The organism is Nitrincola alkalisediminis (assembly GCF_009821115.1).
GTDB classification, from domain to species: domain Bacteria; phylum Pseudomonadota; class Gammaproteobacteria; order Pseudomonadales; family Balneatricaceae; genus Nitrincola; species Nitrincola alkalisediminis.
Map to the genome: position 1 here is coordinate 293,034 of NZ_VYTY01000003.1, position 19,662 is coordinate 312,695.

The following is a 19,662-nucleotide window of genomic DNA, read 5'->3' on the forward strand; positions in this document are numbered from 1 at the left end:
GATAATTTTCTCAAATAATGAATAATCGCTATTTGAAAGATTTGATAGCCTAATATGTGATTTCATTTTACTTAACATATTAAGTAAGTCAACTGTGTAGTGTGGAATTGTGTGCAGATGTGTGACATATAGTCTTATATGATTAAGGAGAGTGGGCCGTGGGCTTGTTCAAAAAGTGTTGAAGAAAATACGTTAAGATGTGCTTAGGGAGTTAGAGGTTGGAGGTGGTCGACTTTAGTATGGAGTGTCGTGACGCTATTTTGATTGTCTGTCCGCTTAATGAAAGTCGCTGTTACAGATTTCAGAGCGACTTGCTGTTTTCGAGTAGGGTGATGCCTAAGACCCTAAGACCCTTAAAGCCGTACACCATACGTCGATTGACTTTCAACCACCTGAATCAACCTATCCAAAAGAGGAGAACGAAAGCGTTCGGATGGATACACGAGGCTAGAAATAAAAGGGTAGGGCGTATCGACCACGGGTTGTTCGAGCAACTGCCCAGTCGCGAGATCCGCTTCGACAACGCAGCGCGGTAGAAGCCCTATGCCCATGTCAGCAAAAAGACAACGACGTATGACCTCAACATTGGCAAAGGATTGTCGCGGTTTGAGTTGCAATCCCTGACGGCGAAAATGCGCTTCGGCGCGGACGCGGTAGGTGCATCCGGGCTCAGTGGTAATCACAGGGAGCTCAGTTAATTGAGCTAATGTGAGTGCTGAGTTTTGAAAACGTTGAGGGTGGCAGACAAAAATAACTTCCTCTGTATGCAAGGGGTGCTGGGTTAAATCACTACTGGATGTTAACGACTCAGTCACTAGAATGGCGGCATCAAGCTCGCCCTGCTCAAATGCACGACGATAGTCAAAAGGCTCATGCGTCAGTAAGAGTTCTATGCCTGGCGCATCCTGTTGAAGCGCTTCAATTAATGCGGGTAACCGATAAATGCACATAGAGCTGGGGGCAAATACCCGCAATTGGCCCTTCGCTTCGTTACCGAGATGCTGCGCACGGTAATGAATTTCGTCGGCCTGATGAACAAAACTACGCAAAGCGGGTTCAAGTTGGCGTGCCGCAGCCGTAGGCACTAAGCCTCGGCCATGGGTTGCAAAAAGCTGTAGACCCAATTCGTTCGAAAGCTCTTTTAGCTGAGCTGAGACACTGGACGGTGCCAAGTGCAGTGCTTTGGCCGCCGCTTGGACACTCCCTAAATCGAGTACTTTTAAGACACTGCGCACTTGCCTAGGTGTCATTGTTCGTAAATCTCATTCAATATGTTCTAAATTATTCGCTTTTATTGCGCAGTATAGCGCATTAATCTAAAAACACATTCATTCAATACGTGATCAGGAGAGTTAGATGCACCTCTATATAGCCTATAAAAATTATTCATCTTGGTCCTTGAGACCTTGGCTGGCGATGAAAGTGGCGGGTATTCCATTTGAAGAAACTCTTCTTCCTTTCGCTCATGGCGACAGCTTAAAGCAGTTCAGTGAACAGCAGGTGTTACCTGCGCAGGTGCCGGTACTTATCGTGGACGATTTAGTAATTTGGGACAGTTTAGCCATTTTGGAATACTTGGCAGAGAGTTATCCAGAGTGCCAATTATGGCCTGAGTCGCGTGCGCTACGTGCCTTGGCACGTTCGGCCTCTGCTGAAATGCACAGTGGTTTTAGTGCGTTGCGCAGTCAGTTTCCGATGAATTGCCGTACTGAAAAAGCAGTGGAGCCGAATGCAGCGGTGATTCAAGACCTGCAACGATTGGCACAAATTTGGGCACGCTTTGAACACGTCGATAAACCAGCAGGTCCGTTTTTAGCGGGACGCTTTAGTCACGTTGATGCCATGTTTGCCCCCGTGATGTGGCGGGTGCGAAATTATGGCTTGAAGGTATCCCCGGCGTTTGATCGTTGGGCGCAGGCGATGTACGACCTGCCTGCAATGCAGGAGTGGTTGGCAGCGGCGCGCGCTGAAACCTGGCAAATGCCTGCCTATGAGCGTTAAGCGATACGAGCGCAGGTCAGCTTCATGATTGAGGTGGCCTGCGTTGAGGGAGTTACAAACAGTTCGATACTTTAGAGTCTAAGCTTTTTCATCTTGTATTACTTGCTGCAGAAGCTTTGGTGATCTTGGCAGCAGTCCGACTTTGAGTCCAATAGGTTTAAATACTCGGTTCATCACACTCAACGTCAGCTGTGCTTTGTCACGCTCAATATCGGATAATGTTCGTCGGCTGATGCCGACCAGTGCCGCATACTGTTCCTGTGTGAGACCTAGAACTTGCTTACGTAACGTTCGGAGCAGCATCCCTTCAGTGGTTTCGCCTTGATACAAAGCCTGTACCATTTTGAGCAATACGGCTTCACGCTCTTGGCCGCTTAGGGATTTCAAATGAGTCCCCATCTTCTTAGCCTCTGTTCGATACTGGTCATACCCGTTGTTGGCATTTTAAGTAGAGTTTCAGAAACGCCTCGTATGCGTAAACGCTCTTTTAAACCCACTAATTGGGACGCTAAAGTGCGTAAGTCATCCATTAATTGAGATGGGGTAGCGATAGGTGCCAATTGCTCGGTAATTGCATGCCAATTGAATTCACCGCCCTGCTCGAAAGGAACACCCCATTTCATGGTGCGTATAATGCCTTCAGGGTCCGCTTTCATTGGAGCAAAATCATATATCGGTGATAGGTCGATACCTAATGGTGTCTTTAAAAAAGCTGTGTTTCGTCCATGGTTGTCTGAATTGGCAAATATCACATTCAACAGATCACGCTGCAACCACTGGCTGACAAATGCTTGCTGATCAAATGTGCAGTTACCATCGATTACTTGTTGTTGTCGAGACAGCTTTTCAACCAGTTTTACAATAACTTCAAAATGATTTAAAAAACTGCCAGCTTCTTTTTCAAGGATTGAATACACTGACTCAAGTCCAAAACGCTGTATTTGTCCTTCTTCAAACATGACATCAAAACGAGGCAACCAAAGAGATGGGTATCTAGAACCTTCAATTAAGCGCATACGCTTAACTGATATAGTATTGATTCCCAGTAAAGACAACTCGTGATAGAAATGAAACTCGGCACGTAAGATATCACAATCAATTGCGGACATTTGACCACGTGGAAATTTCACTAGATAGAAGTGATCGGATTGACTGGGCTCATCTTGCCAAGTATCAATCCAAATTTTGTCTTCTTCAGAGCAGCGTAGAAGTAGTTTTGGGGCTTCTCCACCAGCGCCAGTTGCTCCCCCGCTAGCGGCCCCCATTTCTTGAGCATAGTCCAAAAAATCAACTTGACGCTCCACTGCGTCACTGATTTCAAAACGTCGATTTTCAAGAAGAGAGTATTTATCGCGGGCTGGTACAGCATTATGAATTCGTATATTTCCTACAGGTGCGATCGTACATTTTTCTAATAATATGCTGTCTTGGGAGCCTTGAGAAAGGTGACTGATTCCAAGTCGGTTGACCCAAAAGCGACGGCTTGCTCCTGATGGAGCAATATCGTCTAAAAAACCAAACCACCGATTGGACGTATGATTCAGCATTAACTCAACAGGTAAGTTGAGACTACATGCATGTAGGTCATCTCTAAACATCCAGTTCAGTGCGTAATCTTGCTGATACATCAGGCGAACAGCACTTTGGCGACCCTGATCCGTCTGCAATAACTCTAGAACGGCGGCTTCGTGCCATTGTCCTGCATAGTAGATTTCAATACCCAGTTCCATTACAGTCCTTTTGAGTAAATAATTGCTCAAAATATAGCATATGAAGGTATAAATGAGTAAATAATTGCTCATTTGTTTTTGCTAAACCTAGGCAACGGGTGGCGTATACGGCTATTAGCCAGCTGATTGTGAGGTTTGTTTTAGTAAGGGTAATCAAAATAAGCTGGCCGACCCAAAAAATACGAATATCAATCCCTAAATCTCACTCTCCACATAGGGTGGAAGAGAAGCTGTGTCGGGCACTTTGGTTGGCTTGCCATCGTCATCCAAGGCAACAAACTTGAAGACGGCTTCTGTGACTTTTTCGCGCTTACCGATACGACCACGCCTCACCCAGCACTCGACATGAATATCCAGCGAGCTACGGCCAACGCGTGAGACTTCGGTGTAGACGCCAAGAATGTCGCCGACTTTTACAGGCCGGATAAAGCTCATGCCATCAAGTGCAACCGTGACCACTCTGCATTGAGCGCGCTGACCTGCACAAATACCGGCCGCTAAGTCCATCTGAGACAGTACCCAGCCACCAAAGATGTCACCTGACGGGTTGGTGTCGGCTGGCATTGCCAGCGTTCGAATGGTTAAGCGACCTCTAACGGGGTGTTCTTGATTGTGATGATCCAATGTAACCTCCAGAGGCATTTTAATCGTTAAAATCTGTTATCGAATCATACGATAAAAGCAAATTGTTTTATCTAAAAATGGATCCCTGATTAAACAGATGGATTAGGCTTACTGCAATAGCACCTCGACCCATTCACGTGTATTCACATTCATCGAACTCAAGGGCGTGACCAACCCTTGCTGTAAGGCCGTGTGTGCCAAAGAGTCTGGTCGTTGGTCCTGCAAGCCTGCCAGTAGGCCCATCAGGATCTGTTGGGCATTCTCGCTGTTTTTCATTAAGTTTTTAATGGCATAGTCCGCGGTAACCGCTTGCTCTCTTGGATGCCAAGCATCATAGTCAGTGACCATGCCTAAGCTCACATAGGCCATTTGGGCTTCACGGGCGAGGCGTGCTTCCGGCATATTGGTCATGCCGATGATGTTTGCACCAAGGCTTCGGAACCAATGGGACTCTGCACGCGTCGAAAACTGTGGGCCTTCAATACACAGATAAGTACCACCAACGTGCAGATTACGTCCTTGTTGAGTTAAACACCCTTCGGCGGCGTTGGCGAGTACTTGAGCTAGGTTTGCACAAATAGGATCGGCTAATGAAACATGAGCAACCGTGCCTTGTCCAAAAAAGGTATTGATGCGTTGGCGCGTCATATCGATGTACTGATCAGGAATCACCATGTCTAAGGGGGCAATATCCTCGCTCAATGAGCCGACAGCCGAAAAGCTGAAAAGGTGTTTAACACCGAGTTTTTTAAACGCATAGATGTTCGCTCGGTAGGGGACTTCGCTGGGGAGTAAATGGTGTGTTTGGCCATGCCGAGCCAAGAATACAACAGGAACACCTGCTAATTTCCCAGAAACGAAGCGATCGGAAGGTTGGCCAAACGGCGTAATGAGATCGTGTTCTTGGCGTTCTGACAGGCCTTCAATTTGGTATAAGCCACTGCCGCCAATAATACCGATAGGAGTGTTTTGCATAGGTATGCTTCCCAAGATAGCCAAGAAAAGAGATAACCATCATGATTCATTTTAAGAAAATGTCAAAAAACAATTTTTTGTAATAAAAAATGAGTTGAGGCGACTAAGCTACAAAGACAATGACGGCTCTAGGAGTGTTTAATGAATGCGATGCTACCGCGCTTAATTGCGACGGATTTCCCGGCTCTTCAACGGACGGCGTTACAGGTGTTGCAGGCCAATATCACCTTAACCTGCAATCAATCCTGTTTTCATTGCCATGTTGCGTCCAGCCCGAAGCGGAAAGAGGCGATGAGCCATGAAACCCTCGCGCTTCTTTTGGCGATGCTGGATCGACACCCATCCATCCGGACATTGGATATAACCGGAGGTGCTCCTGAGCTGCATCCCGAGTTTCGTTGGCTTGTACAAGAGGCGCGCCAGCGTGGGGTGGAGGTGATAGATCGCTGTAATTTAACGATTCTGAGTGAGCCTGGGCAAGAGACAACGGCAGCCTTCTTAGCAGAGCAGGGCGTTACGGTGGTGGCATCCTTACCCTGCTACTCGGCGGAGAATGTGAATGCTCAGCGAGGTGAGGGGGTGTTCGATGCCAGTATCGCAGGCTTGCAGGCATTGAACGCGCTTGGATACGGTCAGCCAGACTCGGGACTGGTCTTGGATTTGGTGTATAACCCCTTGGGGCCTTCACTGCCACCACCTCAACAATCGCTAGAGGCGGCCTACAAGCGCGAATTAAAGACGCACTTCGGTATCGATTTCAACCGACTGTTCACCCTCGCCAATATGCCTATTCAACGCTTTGGCAGTACCTTGGTCAGTAAAGGTCAGTTTGATGCGTATATGCATCTGCTGAAGTCCAATTTTAATACGGCAACGATGTCGAGTTTGATGTGTCTGAACACCTTGTCTGTCGATTATTTGGGGCAGGTGCACGATTGTGATTTCAATCAGCAGCTTAAATTGCCATTGGGTGATGCTCGCACCCCCGTTCATTTACGTGATCTTCTCGATGTGAATTTAGCAGGTCGCCCAATTCGTGTGGCTGATCACTGTTATGGATGCACGGCGGGGCAGGGGAGCAGCTGCGGCGGGGCTCTCGCTTAAGCCTATATCAACAGGGGATAGAAACGAATGGGCGATGAAGCGGTTTGGCGTTTGAGCATTTTTTTAGGCGTGCTCGTGCTGGTGGCAGGCTGGGAGTGGGCGCGTCCCAAAAGAGCCTGGCGCGAATCAAGGCGACTGCGTTGGGGGATCAATCTGGGCTTGATTGGCCTGAATGTGTTGATTCAGCGTTTGACCCTAGGTGCGGCAGCTGTTGTGATGGCGGTGCATGTACAGAACGAAGGTTGGGGATTACTGAACCTGATTGAACTGCCCTATGGTTTGAAATTTGTGTTAGGACTGCTGCTGTTGGATTTGGCGATTTACCTGCAGCATGTCTTGTCCCATGCGTTGCCTGCTTTTTGGCGGTTGCATCAGGTTCATCATGCGGACTTGGATCTGGACGTGACCACTGGACTTCGCTTTCATCCTTTAGAAATACTGATCTCGTTGCTATACAAAGTGGCGATTATCGCCGCCCTTGGCATCGATCCTTTGACAGTATTGGTGTTTGAAGCCTTACTTAACGCAGCGTCTATGTTCAGCCATGCGAACCTTCGCATGTCGGCCAAGGTTGATCAGATTGTGCGTTGGTTTGTGATTACACCGGACATGCATCGAATACATCACTCTATACATCGTGACGAAACAGACAGTAACTTTGGCTTTTTTCTATCCTGCTGGGATCGTCTGTTTGGAACCTACAGAGCGCAGCCACGGGATGGGCACGACAACATGGTTCTAGGTCTCGAATATTATCAGCAACAGCAAAAATTGGGTTTGAAGAACTTACTTCTATTGCCTTTTCGACCGTTTCCATCAACCCGTGGGCAGGCATTGAAACCGACGTCGACAGACGCATCCCAAGGTAAAACGACAGAATGAAGGGGCGCTTAGTGAGACGTCGCCTGATTAGGGTCAGTGTCATCATTCAGTTGGTTTATGTGTCTAGGATTATACGAAGTGTCTGAACATCATGTCTCCCATATCCCACTTGATCGAACATCCCCTGTGATTTTTAAAGCGAGTGTGATTATCCCTGTGCTCAATGAAGCGCCCCATCTTCAGTCGCGCTTGCTTGCGTTACAGGCATTGCGTGAGCAAGGTGTGGAGCTCGTTGTGGTCGATGGTGGTAGTCAGGATGGCAGTCCTAAGTTGACGAAAGGGCTGGTTGATCAATGCCTTGTTACTGAGCGAGGTCGTGCACGTCAAATGAATCAAGGGGCCGCAGTTGCAAGGGGGACTTGGTTGGTGTTTTTACATGCGGATACGGCATTAACACCAGCGGCTACACAACGTTTAATGACGGTAATCGCGGCAGATACGCCAAGTTGGGGGCGGTTTAATGTCAGAATCATTGGACAACATCCGATGCTGCGGGTGATTGCCTGGATGATGAATCGTCGCTCCTGTTTAACCAGTATCGCAACAGGAGATCAATGCATTCTAGTGCACCGTGAATTATTTAATACCATCAATGGATACCCAGAGCAGCCGCTCATGGAAGATATTGAGCTGTCACGTAGCCTTAAATCCAAGATGTCGGCTCAATGTTGGCCAGAGACAGTCGAAACCTCAGGACGGCGCTGGGAGCAACAAGGGGTGTGGCGAACGATTCTATTGATGTGGTCGCTGCGCTGGCGCTATTGGCGCGGGGCGAGTGCTGAGCAGTTGGTGAAGGAGTATTACGAGTGCAAATAGCCATCTTTGCGCGTGCGCCTGTTGCGGGCGCCTGCAAAACACGTTTGATTCCAGCGTTGGGTGCCGAGGGTGCCGCACAACTTCATGCACAACTCGTGGAAAAAAGTCTGGCCACTGCGATGTTGCTTCCGGATGCTGAGGTAACCCTTTGGACGGCAGGCAATTCAACCGATCCTTTTTTTCTCAAGCAGCAAATGCGCTGGCCAAGGCTGCGTTTAAAGCCTCAGTCTGAAGGGGATTTGGGCGCGCGTATGCACGAAGCGTTTGTGGCAACAAATGCACCGATGTTGTTAATCGGAAGTGATTGTCCCGCACTGACAACGGCGCATTTTATGGCGTGTCACCGTGCATTGTCTGAGCAGGATGCGGTTTTCCTTCCAGCAGAAGATGGAGGGTATGTCTTGGTTGGCCTAAATACGCCCTGTCTGGAGGTTTTTCGTGGAATTAACTGGAGCACCGATCAGGTCATGGAACAAACTCGGAGTCGTTTACGAGAGCAAGGGTTGTCTTGGAGCGAACCTGCGCGCCTGTGGGATGTCGACCGACCTGAGGATTTAGTGCGGTTAGCGGAATTGGATATCAGATGAGAAAACCACCTTATCGCCGACAGCGCGACAAGGTGGCCCTTAGATTGGTATGGAGTTAAGGGTTAGGGTAGCGTGACCATACCTCTGTTGATGAGTCCTCAGCCTGAAATGTGAGAACCTCATAGGAGTCGATACGCCCTGTCTCCATTCCTGGTGAGCCATGTGGCATACCCGGTACCGTTAAGCCTTTGATTGCTGGCTTTTCGCTTAACATGCGCAGAATGTCCTTCGCTGGAACATGTCCCTCTATTACGTAACCGTCAATGACTGCTGTGTGGCATGAGGCTAGCGCCATCGGAACGCCTAAAGCCTCCTTCTGTCGGTTCATATCGCGCAGATTCGTGCTTTGCACCCTGATGCCTGCTGCCTCAATATGCTCAACCCAATCATTACAGCAACCACAGGTTTCTGACTTATAGACCTGCATCAGTGGCTGAGCCGAACTGATTCCAGTAAACAACATGAGCGCAATTGACACTAGCCAAGGATTGATGAATTTGATTGTCAGTTTCATATAGTCTCGCCTGTTAGATTGATTTTAATACTGGCCATCATACCCATCTCTTCATGTTCAATGATATGACAGTGGAACATCCACTCGCCGGGTTCAGCAAAGGCTAGGCGCAGTTTCAGCCGTTGATTCGGTTTAAGATTCACAGTGTCTAACCATGCGCGATAGGTGGGGAGATGCCATTGACCCTGTTCGTCCTGCTCAGCAACGACTTGAAAATGGGTTCCATGTACATGGAAGGGATGATCCATGTGTGAGTTGTTAAACACTTCCCACTCTTCCACCTCATTGACCTGACCTTCAAACATGATCTTACCCGGAGAAAAAATTTCACCATTGAGCATAAAGCGGATGGGTGGACGCTCCGAAACCGATGTGGCAACTTGACCGTTGTGACCGTTGTGACCGTTGTGACCGTTGTGGTCGGCCATCATTGCGCTTGAGTCTTGAGCGTGTTCAGAGGAGTGCTCTGAGTGATTAGGCATCTCTTCAGAGAGCTCTATCTGACGCTGCACCTTGGGTTCATCGAGCGGAGCAATGTTGCGTAAGCGTGCTGGCAGTACGATCGCGGGTGTAACGGGTGATGTGTTGGTAGCGAGCGTCATCAGTGTTTCAGTTTGACGATAATGTGCAGGTTCTGGCCCCATCCAGTCGCGGTCATATGGAAGATTCAGCAGTTCAACGGTTGTATTGGATTGCTCACTGAGGCGAACTAACAGGTCGCAGCGTTGGCCTGGAACCAGTAAAAGTTCATCCTGAGTGACAGCCTGTTCCAGATAGCCGCCATCGGTACCGATCAGTTGTAGCTGATGTTCGGGAATAGCAAGACGCAGGTAGCGACCAGCACAGGCATTGATCAAGCGTAATCTCAGCGTTGTGCCTGGTGCTACTTCAAGGTTCGGGTTGCGCTGTGCATTGACCAGCAACAGATCACCTTCCCGACCATTCATCCAGTCAGCGGCGGTGTGGGGAGCGACTTGTCCTTGTTGATCCAGACGCAAATCCGTCACCATCAATAACTCCCCTGGCAGGTCTGCCAAGAGATCATGCTTAGGATGCACCAGAAAGGCGCCTGCCAAACTATGTGCAATCTGCTCCGACAGATAGTCATGCGGATGCGGATGAAACCAGTGCAGTCCAGCATTGCCTTCTTTTAGCTGAAATTGATAGGTGCGCTGTTGGTGGGGTTGAATCAGGTCGTGCGGTCCACCATCTTCGCTGGCTGGAAGATGGATGCCATGCCAGTGAACTGTTGTTGGCTGGTGTAAATGGTTGTCGACCTGAATGCTGATCTCATCTCCCTCGGTCGCTTCTATTAAGGGGGTTAGCTGCTGGTTGTAGAGCCATAAACGGGTTTTTTCTGGGCCGATGAGGTCCACTTCGGTTATGGCTGTTTGTAATTGACCACGGAATCCGTCAGAGGCTGACAGATTGTCAATCAGTGGCAACTTTCTCAGTGGTAGTTGCTCTGGCAGCTGGCGTGTCATAGTGGTATTGGCTGCGTGGCTGCCATGCATGTGCGCATGTCTCCCCGTTGCAGCGGCTAGGGAGCTCAGGCTCACCAGCCCGAGTGCACTTAAGCGCATAAAGTCTCGACGTAACATAATTTTAGCCTCTTCAGTAATGGATGGTGAGCATCTGTCTGAATCAGCTTTTAGGTGGGCGCTCTAAGGGTCTCGCTAAAGCACTGACGGGGCTGCTTTGAAAAGGGGTGGCGTCGTAGGTATCAACGTCGTAATTGGATAGCGTTATTCTATGTATCCCTGAACACCCCATGCAGAGGTGGCAATTATCGCCTTGGCAGGGAGGAGACGCATTAAGGGTTGAAGCGCCCTTGTCAGATGACGATCCGTGATGAGTAAAATGACTATTTGAATCGCAGGGTAAATGGGTTTCAGTCATGTCAGGGGGCATTTGGGTGTTGCCTGACATAGCAAAACTCGACGGCAGTCCGCCCAATACAAGCATTAGGATGAGCGCAACGCATAAGAAATAGTTTTGTTTTAGGATACGACTGAACATTTAGTTATGTGTGTATAGTAATGACAATTGTTCCGACCAGGTTAAGCATATTTAGTTCCCTGTCATGTTAAAGTTGCTTTATGCGCTTTAACGTATCATTGGAGAGTTTTTGCATGTCTGATTTACCTTTACCCTTGCAGGCGCTAAATCGTCAACTTGTCTGGGACGGCTTTAAACAACTTTTGCCCATCTCATTGTTTGTCACTGTCTTTGGTGTGGCTTTTGGCTTGGCCGCCACTCAGGCAGGTTTAGAGAATAGCTCAATTTTGATGATGAGTGCATGGGTGTTTGCAGGATCTTCTCAATTTGCAGCCTTGGAGTTATGGGGAACCCATGTCGCGGTTATCCCGCTGATGATTACTGTGTTTGCCATCAATGCACGTCATTTGCTGATGGGGGCTACCCTGTATCCTTGGATTAAGCATTTACCACCAGCAAAGCGTTACGGTGTCATGTGTTTGGTATCCGATGCGAATTGGGCGATGTCGATGCAGGCATTTAACCGAGGCGAGGCCGGTTTAGGTTTGGTGTTGGGTGGAGGGTTTGCACTTTGGTTGTTTTGGATGATCGGCACTTGGTTGGGTATGGCATTCGGCAGCGCTATTCAAGACCCTAGAAGCTTGGGGCTGGATATGGTGATGGGCTGTTTTATGCTGTCCATGGTAATTGGTGGTGAAAAAAATGGGCGCATCGTGATTATTTGGATACTGGCGGCATGTTCATCGTTACTGGCTTATCGTTATTTGCCTGAAAACACGCATGTCATTGTAGGGGCCTTAGCAGGCGGGGTTTTAGGCGCTGTCTGGATGGAGAAGAATCATGAGCATTGAAACGGCGGGTATCGGTGCCATTGCGGTGATTCTGATTATGTCATTTGTGACACTCGCTACCCGTTTAGGGGGCGTTTTTGTGATGTCCTTTGTGCCGATTAGTTATCGAGTTAAACAGTTCATTGGCGCTATGTCGGGTTCGGTGCTTGTTGCGCTTGTTGCCCCTATGGCTTTAGAGGGAGACCAGGGTGCTCGGTTAGCACTGCTGACGACTCTGGTTGTTATGTTAGTGGTTAAAAAGCCTTTAGTTGCGATCAGCGCTGGTATTTTGGCAGCGGCGCTCGTTCGGTACTTGATTGGCTAAAATAGGGTGTTATTACGAGTGAATGTTATTTTCATACTAAACGCATAGTATGCAAGATCCAATGGAGTTGAGTTGAATGTTTGAAGGTATCCGACACTTGCACAAACGAAAGATAGGCATTTGGTTAATCTCAGGCCTATTGCCTGTTTTTACATCTATCGCGCTCTTATTGTTCACTGACTTTCATCATCATATCAAGCTGTTGCTTCTTTTATTGTGTGTGTTGTTGGTGGCCGTCAAGCAGGGATTAGGCCCCGCTTTATGTACCGCAATTGTCAGTTTGCTGTGTTTTAATTATTTATTTACTGAGCCCAAGTTCACCTTGGTGATGAATGAAACTGAGGACATGCTCGCATTAGGTGTTTTTTTATTCGTAGCCCTTATGATTGGACAACAAACTCAGCAGCTGCGTAAGCGCATAGAACAAGAAGCTGCGACACAGCAGGCGCTTCAACGTGTTGAAATTGAAAAAGATCGAGAGATCCTTCGCTCTGCGTTAATGAGTTCCTTGTCGCATGATTTAAAAACCCCATTAGTAACGATGATTGGGGCGACATCTTCTCTGCTGGAATTAAAAAATAGCCTATCTGAAGAGGATAAACATGAACTCTTGTCCTCGGTTATGTCTGAAGCCCAACGTTTGGAACGCTACATCCAAAATCTGCTAGATATGACGCGCCTTGGCTATGGCGGTTTATCAATCGATCGGCAAACGATTGCCTTGGTTGATATTTTACAGGTGCTAAGGGCGCGCGTACTCAAGCGTTTTCCGGATGCCAATATTGTGCTTTCAGGTTTGGCATCGCTGCCGGAAGTAAACGTTCATCCTGCTTTGATTGAACAGGCTTTGTATAATTTGACCGAAAATGCGGTCAAATTTTCTCCTGAGAAAGAAGAGATACAAGTGAGGTGCCATTCAAATGATGATTGGGTTGTGATCGACATCCTGGATAAAGGACCGGGAATTCCTGAAGAGTTGCGTGAGAGCGCTTTTGATTTTTTTAACACGCTCGGCAGAGGGGATCAGCATCACGCAGGTGAAGGGTTGGGCTTAGCCATCGCTAAAGGAATGATTGGCGCGCATGGCGGACAGTTGATGATTCTTGATCCTCTTAATTCAGCGCAGGGTACGTGCATGCGCGTTATGTTGCCTATAGCTGGATAAATACAGATGTCTAAAATTTTGATAGTCGATGATGAGTCACAAATCGTTAAGTTTTTGAGCATTAGTCTCAAATCACAAGGCTATGATATTGCCATTGCACAAACTGGCCATGAAGCGATTGCCCAAGTCGGCTTGGGCAATCCTGATGTTGTCTTGCTAGACTTGGGGCTGCCAGATCTTGATGGGCAGCATGTCTTGCAGTCGATTCGGGAGTTCAGCCAAGTACCCGTAATCGTGTTGTCGGTTCGTAATCAAGAGTCGGACAAGGTGAAGGCTTTGGATGCGGGGGCCAACGATTATGTTGTTAAACCGTTTAGCGTGCCGGAGCTTTTGGCTAGAATACGAATTCAATTACGCTCTACACCTATCTCAGCCTCGAGCTTTGACTGTAAAGGGCTTTCTATTCATTATGCACAACGGCGTGTCACGTATTTAGGCCGCGATATACGCTTGTCTAAAAAAGAGTATGCTTTGCTTTGCTGTCTAAGTGAGAATCCTGGAAGTGTGATGACGCAGTCACAGCTCATGCAACGCATTTGGGGTAAGTCGCATTCAGACGACACACATTATCTGCGCATTTTAGTTGCGCGTCTTCGCGCCCGTTTGGGAGAAGATGCTAATCAGCCGAGCTTAATCGAAACGCTTCCGGGCATAGGGTATCGGCTGATTAGTGATTAATTTTTTTACCCTAAAGCAATGCGACCGCCTGCATAACGAATGGGTCTTTCAGGGCGGCTTGCGAGTGCTGTAAAAAGTAAGACAGGTGAAACCTTTCCAATCAGCATCACACAAATGATTAAAAGCTTGGAGGCTATTTGTAGATCACCAGTAAGACCCAGTGAAAGACCCACTGTGCCGAGAGCCGATACGACCTCAAAAATGATCACTAATGGGTCCTGCTCGGGTTCTAATGCGAGCAATAGAATACAAATGCCTGTTAAGAGTGCCAGTGTCAGAATTAGAATGCCAGAGGCCCTTAATAAATGTTCAACGTCGAGGGTTCGACCCAACAGGCGTGTAGAGTCTCTACCTTGTAGTACCGCGAATAGGCCCGTCAAAAGTAAAATAAAGGTGGTGAGTCGTATCCCACCTGCAGTTGAACCCGGCCCAGCCCCTATGACCATATTGATCATCATAAACACATGGCTTGCATGGCTCATTTCATTTAAATCGATTGAATTGAAGCCTGCGGTTCGTGTTGTCGCTGCTTGAAAAAAGGCTGAGGTAATGCGATTAAGTCCTGAGCCTAAACTTGAAGCGTTACGCTCGAACAAAAGCAAGGCTAGAGTCCCCAGTATCAGAAGAAAAAGGGTACCGTATATCATTAGGCGGCTGTGGATACTGAGGCGCTTTTGAGGTGTCATGAGTTCGTAAATGACAATAAATCCCATACCGCCAGTAATTAAGGCGAGGGCATGAATCCAGACGACCCAATTTCCACCACTGACGTCTATGAGCGAGTCAGAAAAAATCGCGAAGCCTGCATTGTTGAAGGCTGAGACTGCATGAAATGCCGCGCAGCCAATGCCTTGACGCCAGCCAAACTCTGGAATCCAAAAACAAGCAAGCAATAGGCTCACGATAAGGGTGGTGATTAGACTAAAAATAACAACAAAGCGCACCAGTCTAAAAACAGAAATACTTTCGTTAATTTGATTGGAGGCCCCTAGGGTCGACTGTTGGCGCAATGAAATAAATCGATGCCTTCCTAATAGTACTAAGGTTCCTGTGAGCATGTATCCAAGTCCGCCCGCTTGAATCAGTAGGGCAATGACGATTTGACCAAACGCTGTAAAATCCGATCCCGTATCTAAGGTAACAAGGCCTGTTACGGTGATGGCCGATACCGCCGTAAAATAAAGATCTAAAAAACCAGCATCTTGTGTTCGACTAATTGGAAGTGTCAGTAGTGCTGCCCCTAGAAGAGACCCTGCTGTAAAAAAAATGAACAAGGCACCACCTGCAGATCCCCAAAAACCATAGCGGCTTACGACAGAAGAGTTGGCCATGTAAAGCCCTCCCTTGTTTTACTCATAACTAAAACTTTATCCCCCGGGTAAAAGCGACTTGGGATCTCGCGAGCCATTTCAAACTCCGTTTGCTTTTTGAGCTTAATCGCAAGAAGAATCAAATCTTGTGATTTGATTGTGGACATAAATGAACGCTGCTCAACTATATTGACAATTTTTATTTCGGCAACGTATTGATTTTCAGTTAGTTGCATCTGTTGTAGCATGTCAGGGTGTCTAAGATGTCTGCCGGCTCTCCGCCCCATTTCCTCTTCAGGGCTAATGACCTTTTGAACCCCCATTCTTGATACCAATGCGGCATGATAACGATCTTGTACTTTACACCAGAGGTTTTTCACACCCGCCTCTTGCAGAAGTATGACAGCCATCATGCTGTTTTTGATATCACTTCCGATGGCGACGATCACGGTTGAAAACTGCTGCCAATCAATGGCTGAAATCGCTTTAGGGTTGGTGCAGTCGGCAATAATCGCTTCACTGACTTGGTCGGCAATGTCATTGACCAGCGACTCATTGCGATCGATAGCAAGGACTTCGATGCTATTTTTCTGAGCTTCAGTTGCTAATGCTTGGCCAAATCGGCCTAGGCCTATGACAGCGATACGGTTGCGTTTCATTGTTTGCAGACTCCTAATGATCAGAGAGTTAACTCTACTCCGAATGCCCGTTACATCTCTGTTGTTAAAAAAGGCGATTCGCGTAACAAAAGCGTAAAATTTTTTCACTTAGCGCGTTGTCTGAGTCTCGTTGTTGGATCTTCTGGGCTAAGCTGCATACGGCATAAGGAGGTGCATCACAATGAAAGGGTGATGAGTCTGGGCATTTTAGCGACGGCGGTATTTAGGCAGTGGGTGGGTTGATATTACGTGTTACTATAGATCGGATTCGTTTAAACCGATTGAGTGACTGTTTGGTCTTGCTTTTCACAAGGAGCGTTATCTATGAGTGTTGCGATTATTTGGATTATCGTGGGTGTGGCGCTGATTTTAACTGAATTATTGGCCACCAGTATCTTGGCGGTCTTTATTGGACTCGCCGCCATTTTTGTCGGTGTTTCAATGCAACTGGGCTGGATTGAATCCACTGCTGCACAATACACGGTGTTTGGGGTAGTGAGCCTTATCCTGTTGTTTGCTGCACGCGGTCGTTGTAAGCGTTGGTTTGTCGGCTATACGGCGGATAGCACTGAGCAGCCGAGTCAACTCAAGCAAGACATAGGCAATCGAGTCACGGTGATTGCGGACTTTAACCAAGGAGCCGGACGCGTGATGTTAAATGGTGTGCAGTGGGATGCCCTGTCTAAAGATGATTTAAAAGCGGGCGATGTCGCTTGGGTTTTATCGAACGATGGCATCCACCTCAATGTGACTAAGCAGTCTCCCCAGTAACCTTTATCAACTCTATCTAACCTTAACAAGGAATTGTAACCATGACAGATATGAATATTTTAGCGATAGGTTTCGCAATTGCGGTGGTGATTACCATCTTTAAAACGGCACGAATTGTGCCTCAACGAAGTAATTACGTGATTGAGCGTTTGGGTAAATACTCTCGCACGTTGGATTCGGGGTTTCACATTCTGATTCCCTTCATTGACAAAGTCGCGTACATCCATACCTTAAAAGAAGAAGTGATTGATGTGACGCGCCAGACCTGTGTCACAAAAGACAACATTCAGGTCGGTATCGACGGCATTCTATATATACAAGTCGTTGATCCCCATAAGGCAAGTTATGGTATCAATGACTATCGCTATGCCGCTTCTCAGTTGGCGCAAACCACCATGCGTTCGGTCATCGGTCAAACCGATCTGGATAAAACCTTTGAAGAGCGGGCAAAAATCAATGAGGAAGTGGTGAAGGCGCTTGATGAGGCGGCCTATCCTTGGGGTGTCAAAGTGCTTCGTTATGAAATTTCAGATATTGAGTTGCCCGCCAGTATCAAAGATGCGCTTGAGCAGCAAATGCGCGCGGAGCGTGAGCGTCGTGCAGCGATTGCTAAGTCTGAGGGTGAGCGTCAGTCGATGATTAACGTTTCAGAAGGTCAAAAACAAGAAGTGATCAACCTTTCGGAAGCGGATAAGCAACGTCAAATTAATGAGGCCGAAGGTCGGGCACGTGAAATTGAATTGATTGCAGCGGCGACTGCACAGGGCATTCGCGAGATTGCGGATGCGATTCAGCAACCGGGTGGACAAAATGCGGTGAATTTGCGCGTCGCTGAGCAGTATGTAAAAGAGTTTGGTAATCTTGCGAAAACCAATAACACCATGATTGTTCCTGCGGAATTAGCCAATATAGGCGGTGCTGTTGCTGGTTTAACGGAAATTTTAAAGAGCACAAAAGGCTAGAAATCTAGCTCTAGTGTTTTGCCATTCAGCCCCCAGAGGTTTCACTCACCCTGGGGGCTTTTGAGTTGAGTCTGAGTGGTTCAGGAGTCAAACCCACCTATGTTATGGATTCCCTTCACAATATTTGCTGCATTTATGCAGTCCATGCGCAATGCCTTCCAAAAACGTTTAAGCCTAGAGGTGAGTTCAACGGGTGTGACCTTGGCGCGTTTTCTGTATGCGAGTCCTTTAGCGGCCTTATATCTGATTCTGCTGTATCAGTTTGGCGAAGCGGATGCGCCTGTTTTCTCTAAGGGGTATGTGGGGTTGGTACTCTTGGCTTCGTTGGCGCAAATTGCCGCGACAGTGCTCATGGTGATGCTCTTTAAACGTCGAAATTATGCAATTGGGGTAGGGCTGGCCAAAAGTGAAGCCGTCATTGCGGCTGTGCTGGGTGCTCTGTTTTTTAGTGCTCTCTTGAGTCCTTTGGCTTGGTTGGGCGTGCTGATTGGTGGTGTCGCCATTTGGTTAATGGCCAATCCGTCGTCATTTAAAGCGATTTCCCTATCGACCTTAATTACGGGGCTTGGCAGTGGTTTATGCTTTGCGTTGACGACGCTCTGGGTGCGAGAGGCCAGTTTGCTTTTAGGGCTTCCCTTCTTGCACAGTGCGGCTTGGGTCTTGTTGAGTGTTATCGTGGCACAAACCTTGATGCTATTGGTGTGGGTGGTATGGCGCGAACCTGAAACCCTAGTTGCGCTTTGGCAACGTCCAAAGCTCACTGGGCTCATCAGTATCTGTAGTTTTTTCGGTTCTTTGGGCTGGTTTACAGCAATGAGTTTAGAGACAGTGGCCATGGTTAAAACGCTTGGACAGGTCGAAATTATTTTTACGCTGATTATCTCAGCATTCTGGTTTAAAGAATCCCTTAGCCGACGTGATTTAATAGGATTGGTGTTGATTGTGATGGGCGCGCTCTGTGTGATTTTGGCCTAATAAATAGACACATTAAATAGACGTTTTTTTCTTAGAGTAGATAGTTGTTTGGTAGTATGATCTAGCGCGACTCACGAAAATAAACATAATATTCGCAGCCTTGACGACTAATAAGGCTAGGTTTTCCACCAATGAGGCAGTATGGAAAGAAAACAAGCATTAGTGGATGTAGTGACCTTCTCGTCTGAGCAATCGATTGATATTAAAGTATTAGAGCTTGTTGCCACGGGAAGAGGTTCGATGAATGCCATTATAGGCGATGCCGACCAGCGCTTTGCATTGTTTCATCAGTCGATTGATTGGACACGTGTCGTGGTGGCTACCCAAAATGAAGTCCCTGTTGGTTTTCTTGCGTATAAATACAATAAAAAAGGACCTTATGCTCCAAGTTTTCGTCGATTTAACGAGGTCTTTAGTGTTTGGACGGGCTGGTACCGTTTTTTGATTTTTTATCTGGTCGAGTATTTTTCCACCGGAAATGCGTTTTATGTGTATGGCATCAAAGTGCAACCCAATCGGCGGCGGCAGGGAATTGCCTCGCGAATGCTCGACCATGTGGAATCACTGGCCAACACCACTTCACTGCCTTACATAGAATTGGATGTCTCTGACACGAACACCGCTGGACTGGAGTTGTATAAAAAACGCGGTTACAGGGTTGTTAAAAGTTTGGACTTGTCTTTTTTACCTACCATTTTTAATTTCACAAAAGTCCATGTGATGCGAAAAAGTCTGTCAAAAACGCTTCTCTGATCG

General features: G+C 47.5%; 22 protein-coding genes. 13 read left to right on the plus strand and 9 right to left on the minus strand.

The genetic code is table 11. The features are described from left to right. Positions 1–353: 353 nt before the first annotated feature. The gene (locus tag F5971_RS06825; protein ID WP_036507972.1) at positions 354–1,250 is read right to left on the minus strand and encodes a LysR family transcriptional regulator; all 897 of its coding nucleotides are present in this window, start codon (positions 1,248–1,250) and stop codon (positions 354–356) included. A gap of 106 nt (positions 1,251–1,356) precedes the next feature. Between F5971_RS06825 and F5971_RS06830 the strand changes: the two genes are divergently transcribed. Further along, positions 1,357–2,001, plus strand: a complete 645-nt coding sequence (locus tag F5971_RS06830; protein ID WP_193494520.1) for a glutathione S-transferase family protein — start codon at positions 1,357–1,359, stop codon at positions 1,999–2,001. Positions 2,002–2,079: 78 nt separating this feature from the next. Here F5971_RS06830 and F5971_RS06835 read toward each other — a convergent pair whose 3' ends face one another. From F5971_RS06835 to mtnP, 4 genes are all read right to left on the minus strand, one after another. Next, positions 2,080–2,388 carry a helix-turn-helix transcriptional regulator gene (locus F5971_RS06835; RefSeq protein ID WP_237748508.1) on the minus strand — a complete coding sequence of 103 codons (309 nt, stop codon included), beginning with the start codon at positions 2,386–2,388 and terminating at the stop codon, positions 2,080–2,082. Beyond that, a complete protein-coding gene (locus F5971_RS06840) occupies positions 2,385–3,731 on the minus strand; it encodes a type II toxin-antitoxin system HipA family toxin (RefSeq protein ID WP_036507977.1) in 1,347 nt (448 codons plus the stop codon). The genes F5971_RS06835 and F5971_RS06840 overlap by 4 nt, the downstream gene beginning before the upstream one ends. A 195-nt stretch (positions 3,732–3,926) precedes the next feature. Next, complete coding sequence (locus tag F5971_RS06845; RefSeq protein WP_237748511.1) at positions 3,927–4,295, minus strand: acyl-CoA thioesterase; 369 nt, start codon at positions 4,293–4,295, stop codon at positions 3,927–3,929. A 168-nt stretch (positions 4,296–4,463) separates the two neighbouring features. Continuing rightward, positions 4,464–5,330 (minus strand): S-methyl-5'-thioadenosine phosphorylase, encoded by an 867-nt coding sequence (gene mtnP, locus F5971_RS06850; RefSeq protein WP_036507987.1) that lies wholly within the window; start codon positions 5,328–5,330, stop codon positions 4,464–4,466. A gap of 141 nt (positions 5,331–5,471) precedes the next feature. Here mtnP and arsS point away from each other — a divergent pair, with 141 nt between their 5' ends. The 4 genes from arsS (at position 5,472) to F5971_RS06870 (ending at position 8,719) form a co-directional block, all read left to right on the plus strand. Then, a complete protein-coding gene (gene arsS, locus F5971_RS06855) occupies positions 5,472–6,434 on the plus strand; it encodes an arsenosugar biosynthesis radical SAM (seleno)protein ArsS (RefSeq protein WP_036507991.1) in 963 nt (320 codons plus the stop codon). A 27-nt stretch (positions 6,435–6,461) separates the two neighbouring features. Beyond that, on the plus strand, positions 6,462–7,316 hold the full coding sequence (locus F5971_RS06860) for a sterol desaturase family protein (protein ID WP_193494522.1): 855 nt from the start codon (positions 6,462–6,464) through the stop codon (positions 7,314–7,316). Between the two features lie 78 nt (positions 7,317–7,394). Beyond that, the gene (locus tag F5971_RS06865) at positions 7,395–8,132 is read left to right on the plus strand and encodes a TIGR04283 family arsenosugar biosynthesis glycosyltransferase (protein ID WP_246187777.1); all 738 of its coding nucleotides are present in this window, start codon (positions 7,395–7,397) and stop codon (positions 8,130–8,132) included. Further along, positions 8,123–8,719 (plus strand): TIGR04282 family arsenosugar biosynthesis glycosyltransferase, encoded by a 597-nt coding sequence (locus F5971_RS06870; RefSeq protein WP_193494523.1) that lies wholly within the window; start codon positions 8,123–8,125, stop codon positions 8,717–8,719. Before F5971_RS06865 ends, F5971_RS06870 begins: the two co-directional genes overlap by 10 nt. A 55-nt stretch (positions 8,720–8,774) precedes the next feature. Here F5971_RS06870 and F5971_RS06875 read toward each other — a convergent pair whose 3' ends face one another. Together F5971_RS06875 and F5971_RS06880 are read right to left on the minus strand one after the other, a co-directional pair. Then, positions 8,775–9,233 carry a DUF411 domain-containing protein gene (locus F5971_RS06875; protein WP_193494524.1) on the minus strand — a complete coding sequence of 153 codons (459 nt, stop codon included), beginning with the start codon at positions 9,231–9,233 and terminating at the stop codon, positions 8,775–8,777. Further along, positions 9,230–10,834, minus strand: coding sequence for a multicopper oxidase family protein (locus F5971_RS06880; RefSeq protein WP_193494525.1), 1,605 nt, complete (start codon positions 10,832–10,834; stop codon positions 9,230–9,232). Before F5971_RS06880 ends, F5971_RS06875 begins: the two co-directional genes overlap by 4 nt. Before the next feature lie 531 nt (positions 10,835–11,365). Between F5971_RS06880 and F5971_RS06885 the strand changes: the two genes are divergently transcribed. The 4 genes from F5971_RS06885 to F5971_RS06900 all read left to right on the plus strand — a co-directional run bounded on the left by F5971_RS06885 (position 11,366) and on the right by F5971_RS06900 (position 14,229). After that, entirely contained in the window at positions 11,366–12,082 is a 717-nt protein-coding gene (locus tag F5971_RS06885) for an AzlC family ABC transporter permease (protein ID WP_193494526.1), read from the plus strand. Further along, a complete protein-coding gene (locus F5971_RS06890; RefSeq protein WP_193494527.1) occupies positions 12,072–12,386 on the plus strand; it encodes an AzlD family protein in 315 nt (104 codons plus the stop codon). Before F5971_RS06885 ends, F5971_RS06890 begins: the two co-directional genes overlap by 11 nt. Before the next feature lie 76 nt (positions 12,387–12,462). Continuing rightward, the gene (locus tag F5971_RS06895; RefSeq protein ID WP_193494528.1) at positions 12,463–13,551 is read left to right on the plus strand and encodes a sensor histidine kinase; all 1,089 of its coding nucleotides are present in this window, start codon (positions 12,463–12,465) and stop codon (positions 13,549–13,551) included. A 6-nt stretch (positions 13,552–13,557) separates the two neighbouring features. After that, positions 13,558–14,229, plus strand: coding sequence for a response regulator transcription factor (locus tag F5971_RS06900; protein ID WP_193494529.1), 672 nt, complete (start codon positions 13,558–13,560; stop codon positions 14,227–14,229). Positions 14,230–14,234: 5 nt separating this feature from the next. Here the strand turns inward: F5971_RS06900 and F5971_RS06905 are convergent, their stop codons facing one another. Both F5971_RS06905 and F5971_RS06910 read right to left on the minus strand, forming a co-directional pair. Then, positions 14,235–15,560 carry a TrkH family potassium uptake protein gene (locus tag F5971_RS06905; RefSeq protein WP_193494530.1) on the minus strand — a complete coding sequence of 442 codons (1,326 nt, stop codon included), beginning with the start codon at positions 15,558–15,560 and terminating at the stop codon, positions 14,235–14,237. Beyond that, the gene (locus tag F5971_RS06910) at positions 15,539–16,198 is read right to left on the minus strand and encodes a potassium channel family protein (RefSeq protein ID WP_051514403.1); all 660 of its coding nucleotides are present in this window, start codon (positions 16,196–16,198) and stop codon (positions 15,539–15,541) included. Before F5971_RS06910 ends, F5971_RS06905 begins: the two co-directional genes overlap by 22 nt. 324 nt (positions 16,199–16,522) lie before the next feature. Here F5971_RS06910 and F5971_RS06915 point away from each other — a divergent pair, with 324 nt between their 5' ends. The 4 genes from F5971_RS06915 to F5971_RS06930 all read left to right on the plus strand — a co-directional run bounded on the left by F5971_RS06915 (position 16,523) and on the right by F5971_RS06930 (position 19,659). Further along, positions 16,523–16,969 carry an NfeD family protein gene (locus F5971_RS06915; protein ID WP_036510925.1) on the plus strand — a complete coding sequence of 149 codons (447 nt, stop codon included), beginning with the start codon at positions 16,523–16,525 and terminating at the stop codon, positions 16,967–16,969. A gap of 41 nt (positions 16,970–17,010) precedes the next feature. Beyond that, positions 17,011–17,931, plus strand: coding sequence for an SPFH domain-containing protein (locus F5971_RS06920; RefSeq protein WP_036510922.1), 921 nt, complete (start codon positions 17,011–17,013; stop codon positions 17,929–17,931). A 99-nt stretch (positions 17,932–18,030) separates the two neighbouring features. Continuing rightward, positions 18,031–18,906: a DMT family transporter gene (locus F5971_RS06925; RefSeq protein WP_193494531.1), complete on the plus strand. Its 876-nt coding sequence runs from the start codon at positions 18,031–18,033 to the stop codon at positions 18,904–18,906. Positions 18,907–19,047: 141 nt separating this feature from the next. Then, complete coding sequence (locus F5971_RS06930; RefSeq protein WP_193494532.1) at positions 19,048–19,659, plus strand: GNAT family N-acetyltransferase; 612 nt, start codon at positions 19,048–19,050, stop codon at positions 19,657–19,659. The last annotated feature ends 3 nt before the right edge of the window (positions 19,660–19,662 follow it).

What these genes read in the sequence shown, in the direction of transcription:
- mtnP (WP_036507987.1), bottom strand. Translation starts at nt 5,330, where the DNA reads ATGCAAAACACTCCTATCGGTATTATTGGCGGCAGTGGCTTATACCAA.
- F5971_RS06840 (WP_036507977.1), bottom strand. Translation starts at nt 3,731, where the DNA reads ATGGAACTGGGTATTGAAATCTACTATGCAGGACAATGGCACGAAGCC.
- arsS (WP_036507991.1), top strand. Translation starts at nt 5,472, where the DNA reads ATGAATGCGATGCTACCGCGCTTAATTGCGACGGATTTCCCGGCTCTT.
- F5971_RS06925 (WP_193494531.1), top strand. Translation starts at nt 18,031, where the DNA reads ATGTTATGGATTCCCTTCACAATATTTGCTGCATTTATGCAGTCCATG.
- F5971_RS06880 (WP_193494525.1), bottom strand. Translation starts at nt 10,834, where the DNA reads ATGTTACGTCGAGACTTTATGCGCTTAAGTGCACTCGGGCTGGTGAGC.
- F5971_RS06845 (WP_237748511.1), bottom strand. Translation starts at nt 4,295, where the DNA reads ATGCCAGCCGACACCAACCCGTCAGGTGACATCTTTGGTGGCTGGGTA.
- F5971_RS06890 (WP_193494527.1), top strand. Translation starts at nt 12,072, where the DNA reads ATGAGCATTGAAACGGCGGGTATCGGTGCCATTGCGGTGATTCTGATT.
- F5971_RS06920 (WP_036510922.1), top strand. Translation starts at nt 17,011, where the DNA reads ATGACAGATATGAATATTTTAGCGATAGGTTTCGCAATTGCGGTGGTG.
- F5971_RS06910 (WP_051514403.1), bottom strand. Translation starts at nt 16,198, where the DNA reads ATGAAACGCAACCGTATCGCTGTCATAGGCCTAGGCCGATTTGGCCAA.
- F5971_RS06825 (WP_036507972.1), bottom strand. Translation starts at nt 1,250, where the DNA reads ATGACACCTAGGCAAGTGCGCAGTGTCTTAAAAGTACTCGATTTAGGG.
- F5971_RS06915 (WP_036510925.1), top strand. Translation starts at nt 16,523, where the DNA reads ATGAGTGTTGCGATTATTTGGATTATCGTGGGTGTGGCGCTGATTTTA.
- F5971_RS06830 (WP_193494520.1), top strand. Translation starts at nt 1,357, where the DNA reads ATGCACCTCTATATAGCCTATAAAAATTATTCATCTTGGTCCTTGAGA.
- F5971_RS06900 (WP_193494529.1), top strand. Translation starts at nt 13,558, where the DNA reads ATGTCTAAAATTTTGATAGTCGATGATGAGTCACAAATCGTTAAGTTT.
- F5971_RS06875 (WP_193494524.1), bottom strand. Translation starts at nt 9,233, where the DNA reads ATGAAACTGACAATCAAATTCATCAATCCTTGGCTAGTGTCAATTGCG.
- F5971_RS06885 (WP_193494526.1), top strand. Translation starts at nt 11,366, where the DNA reads ATGTCTGATTTACCTTTACCCTTGCAGGCGCTAAATCGTCAACTTGTC.
- F5971_RS06905 (WP_193494530.1), bottom strand. Translation starts at nt 15,560, where the DNA reads ATGGCCAACTCTTCTGTCGTAAGCCGCTATGGTTTTTGGGGATCTGCA.
- F5971_RS06930 (WP_193494532.1), top strand. Translation starts at nt 19,048, where the DNA reads ATGGAAAGAAAACAAGCATTAGTGGATGTAGTGACCTTCTCGTCTGAG.
- F5971_RS06895 (WP_193494528.1), top strand. Translation starts at nt 12,463, where the DNA reads ATGTTTGAAGGTATCCGACACTTGCACAAACGAAAGATAGGCATTTGG.
- F5971_RS06860 (WP_193494522.1), top strand. Translation starts at nt 6,462, where the DNA reads ATGGGCGATGAAGCGGTTTGGCGTTTGAGCATTTTTTTAGGCGTGCTC.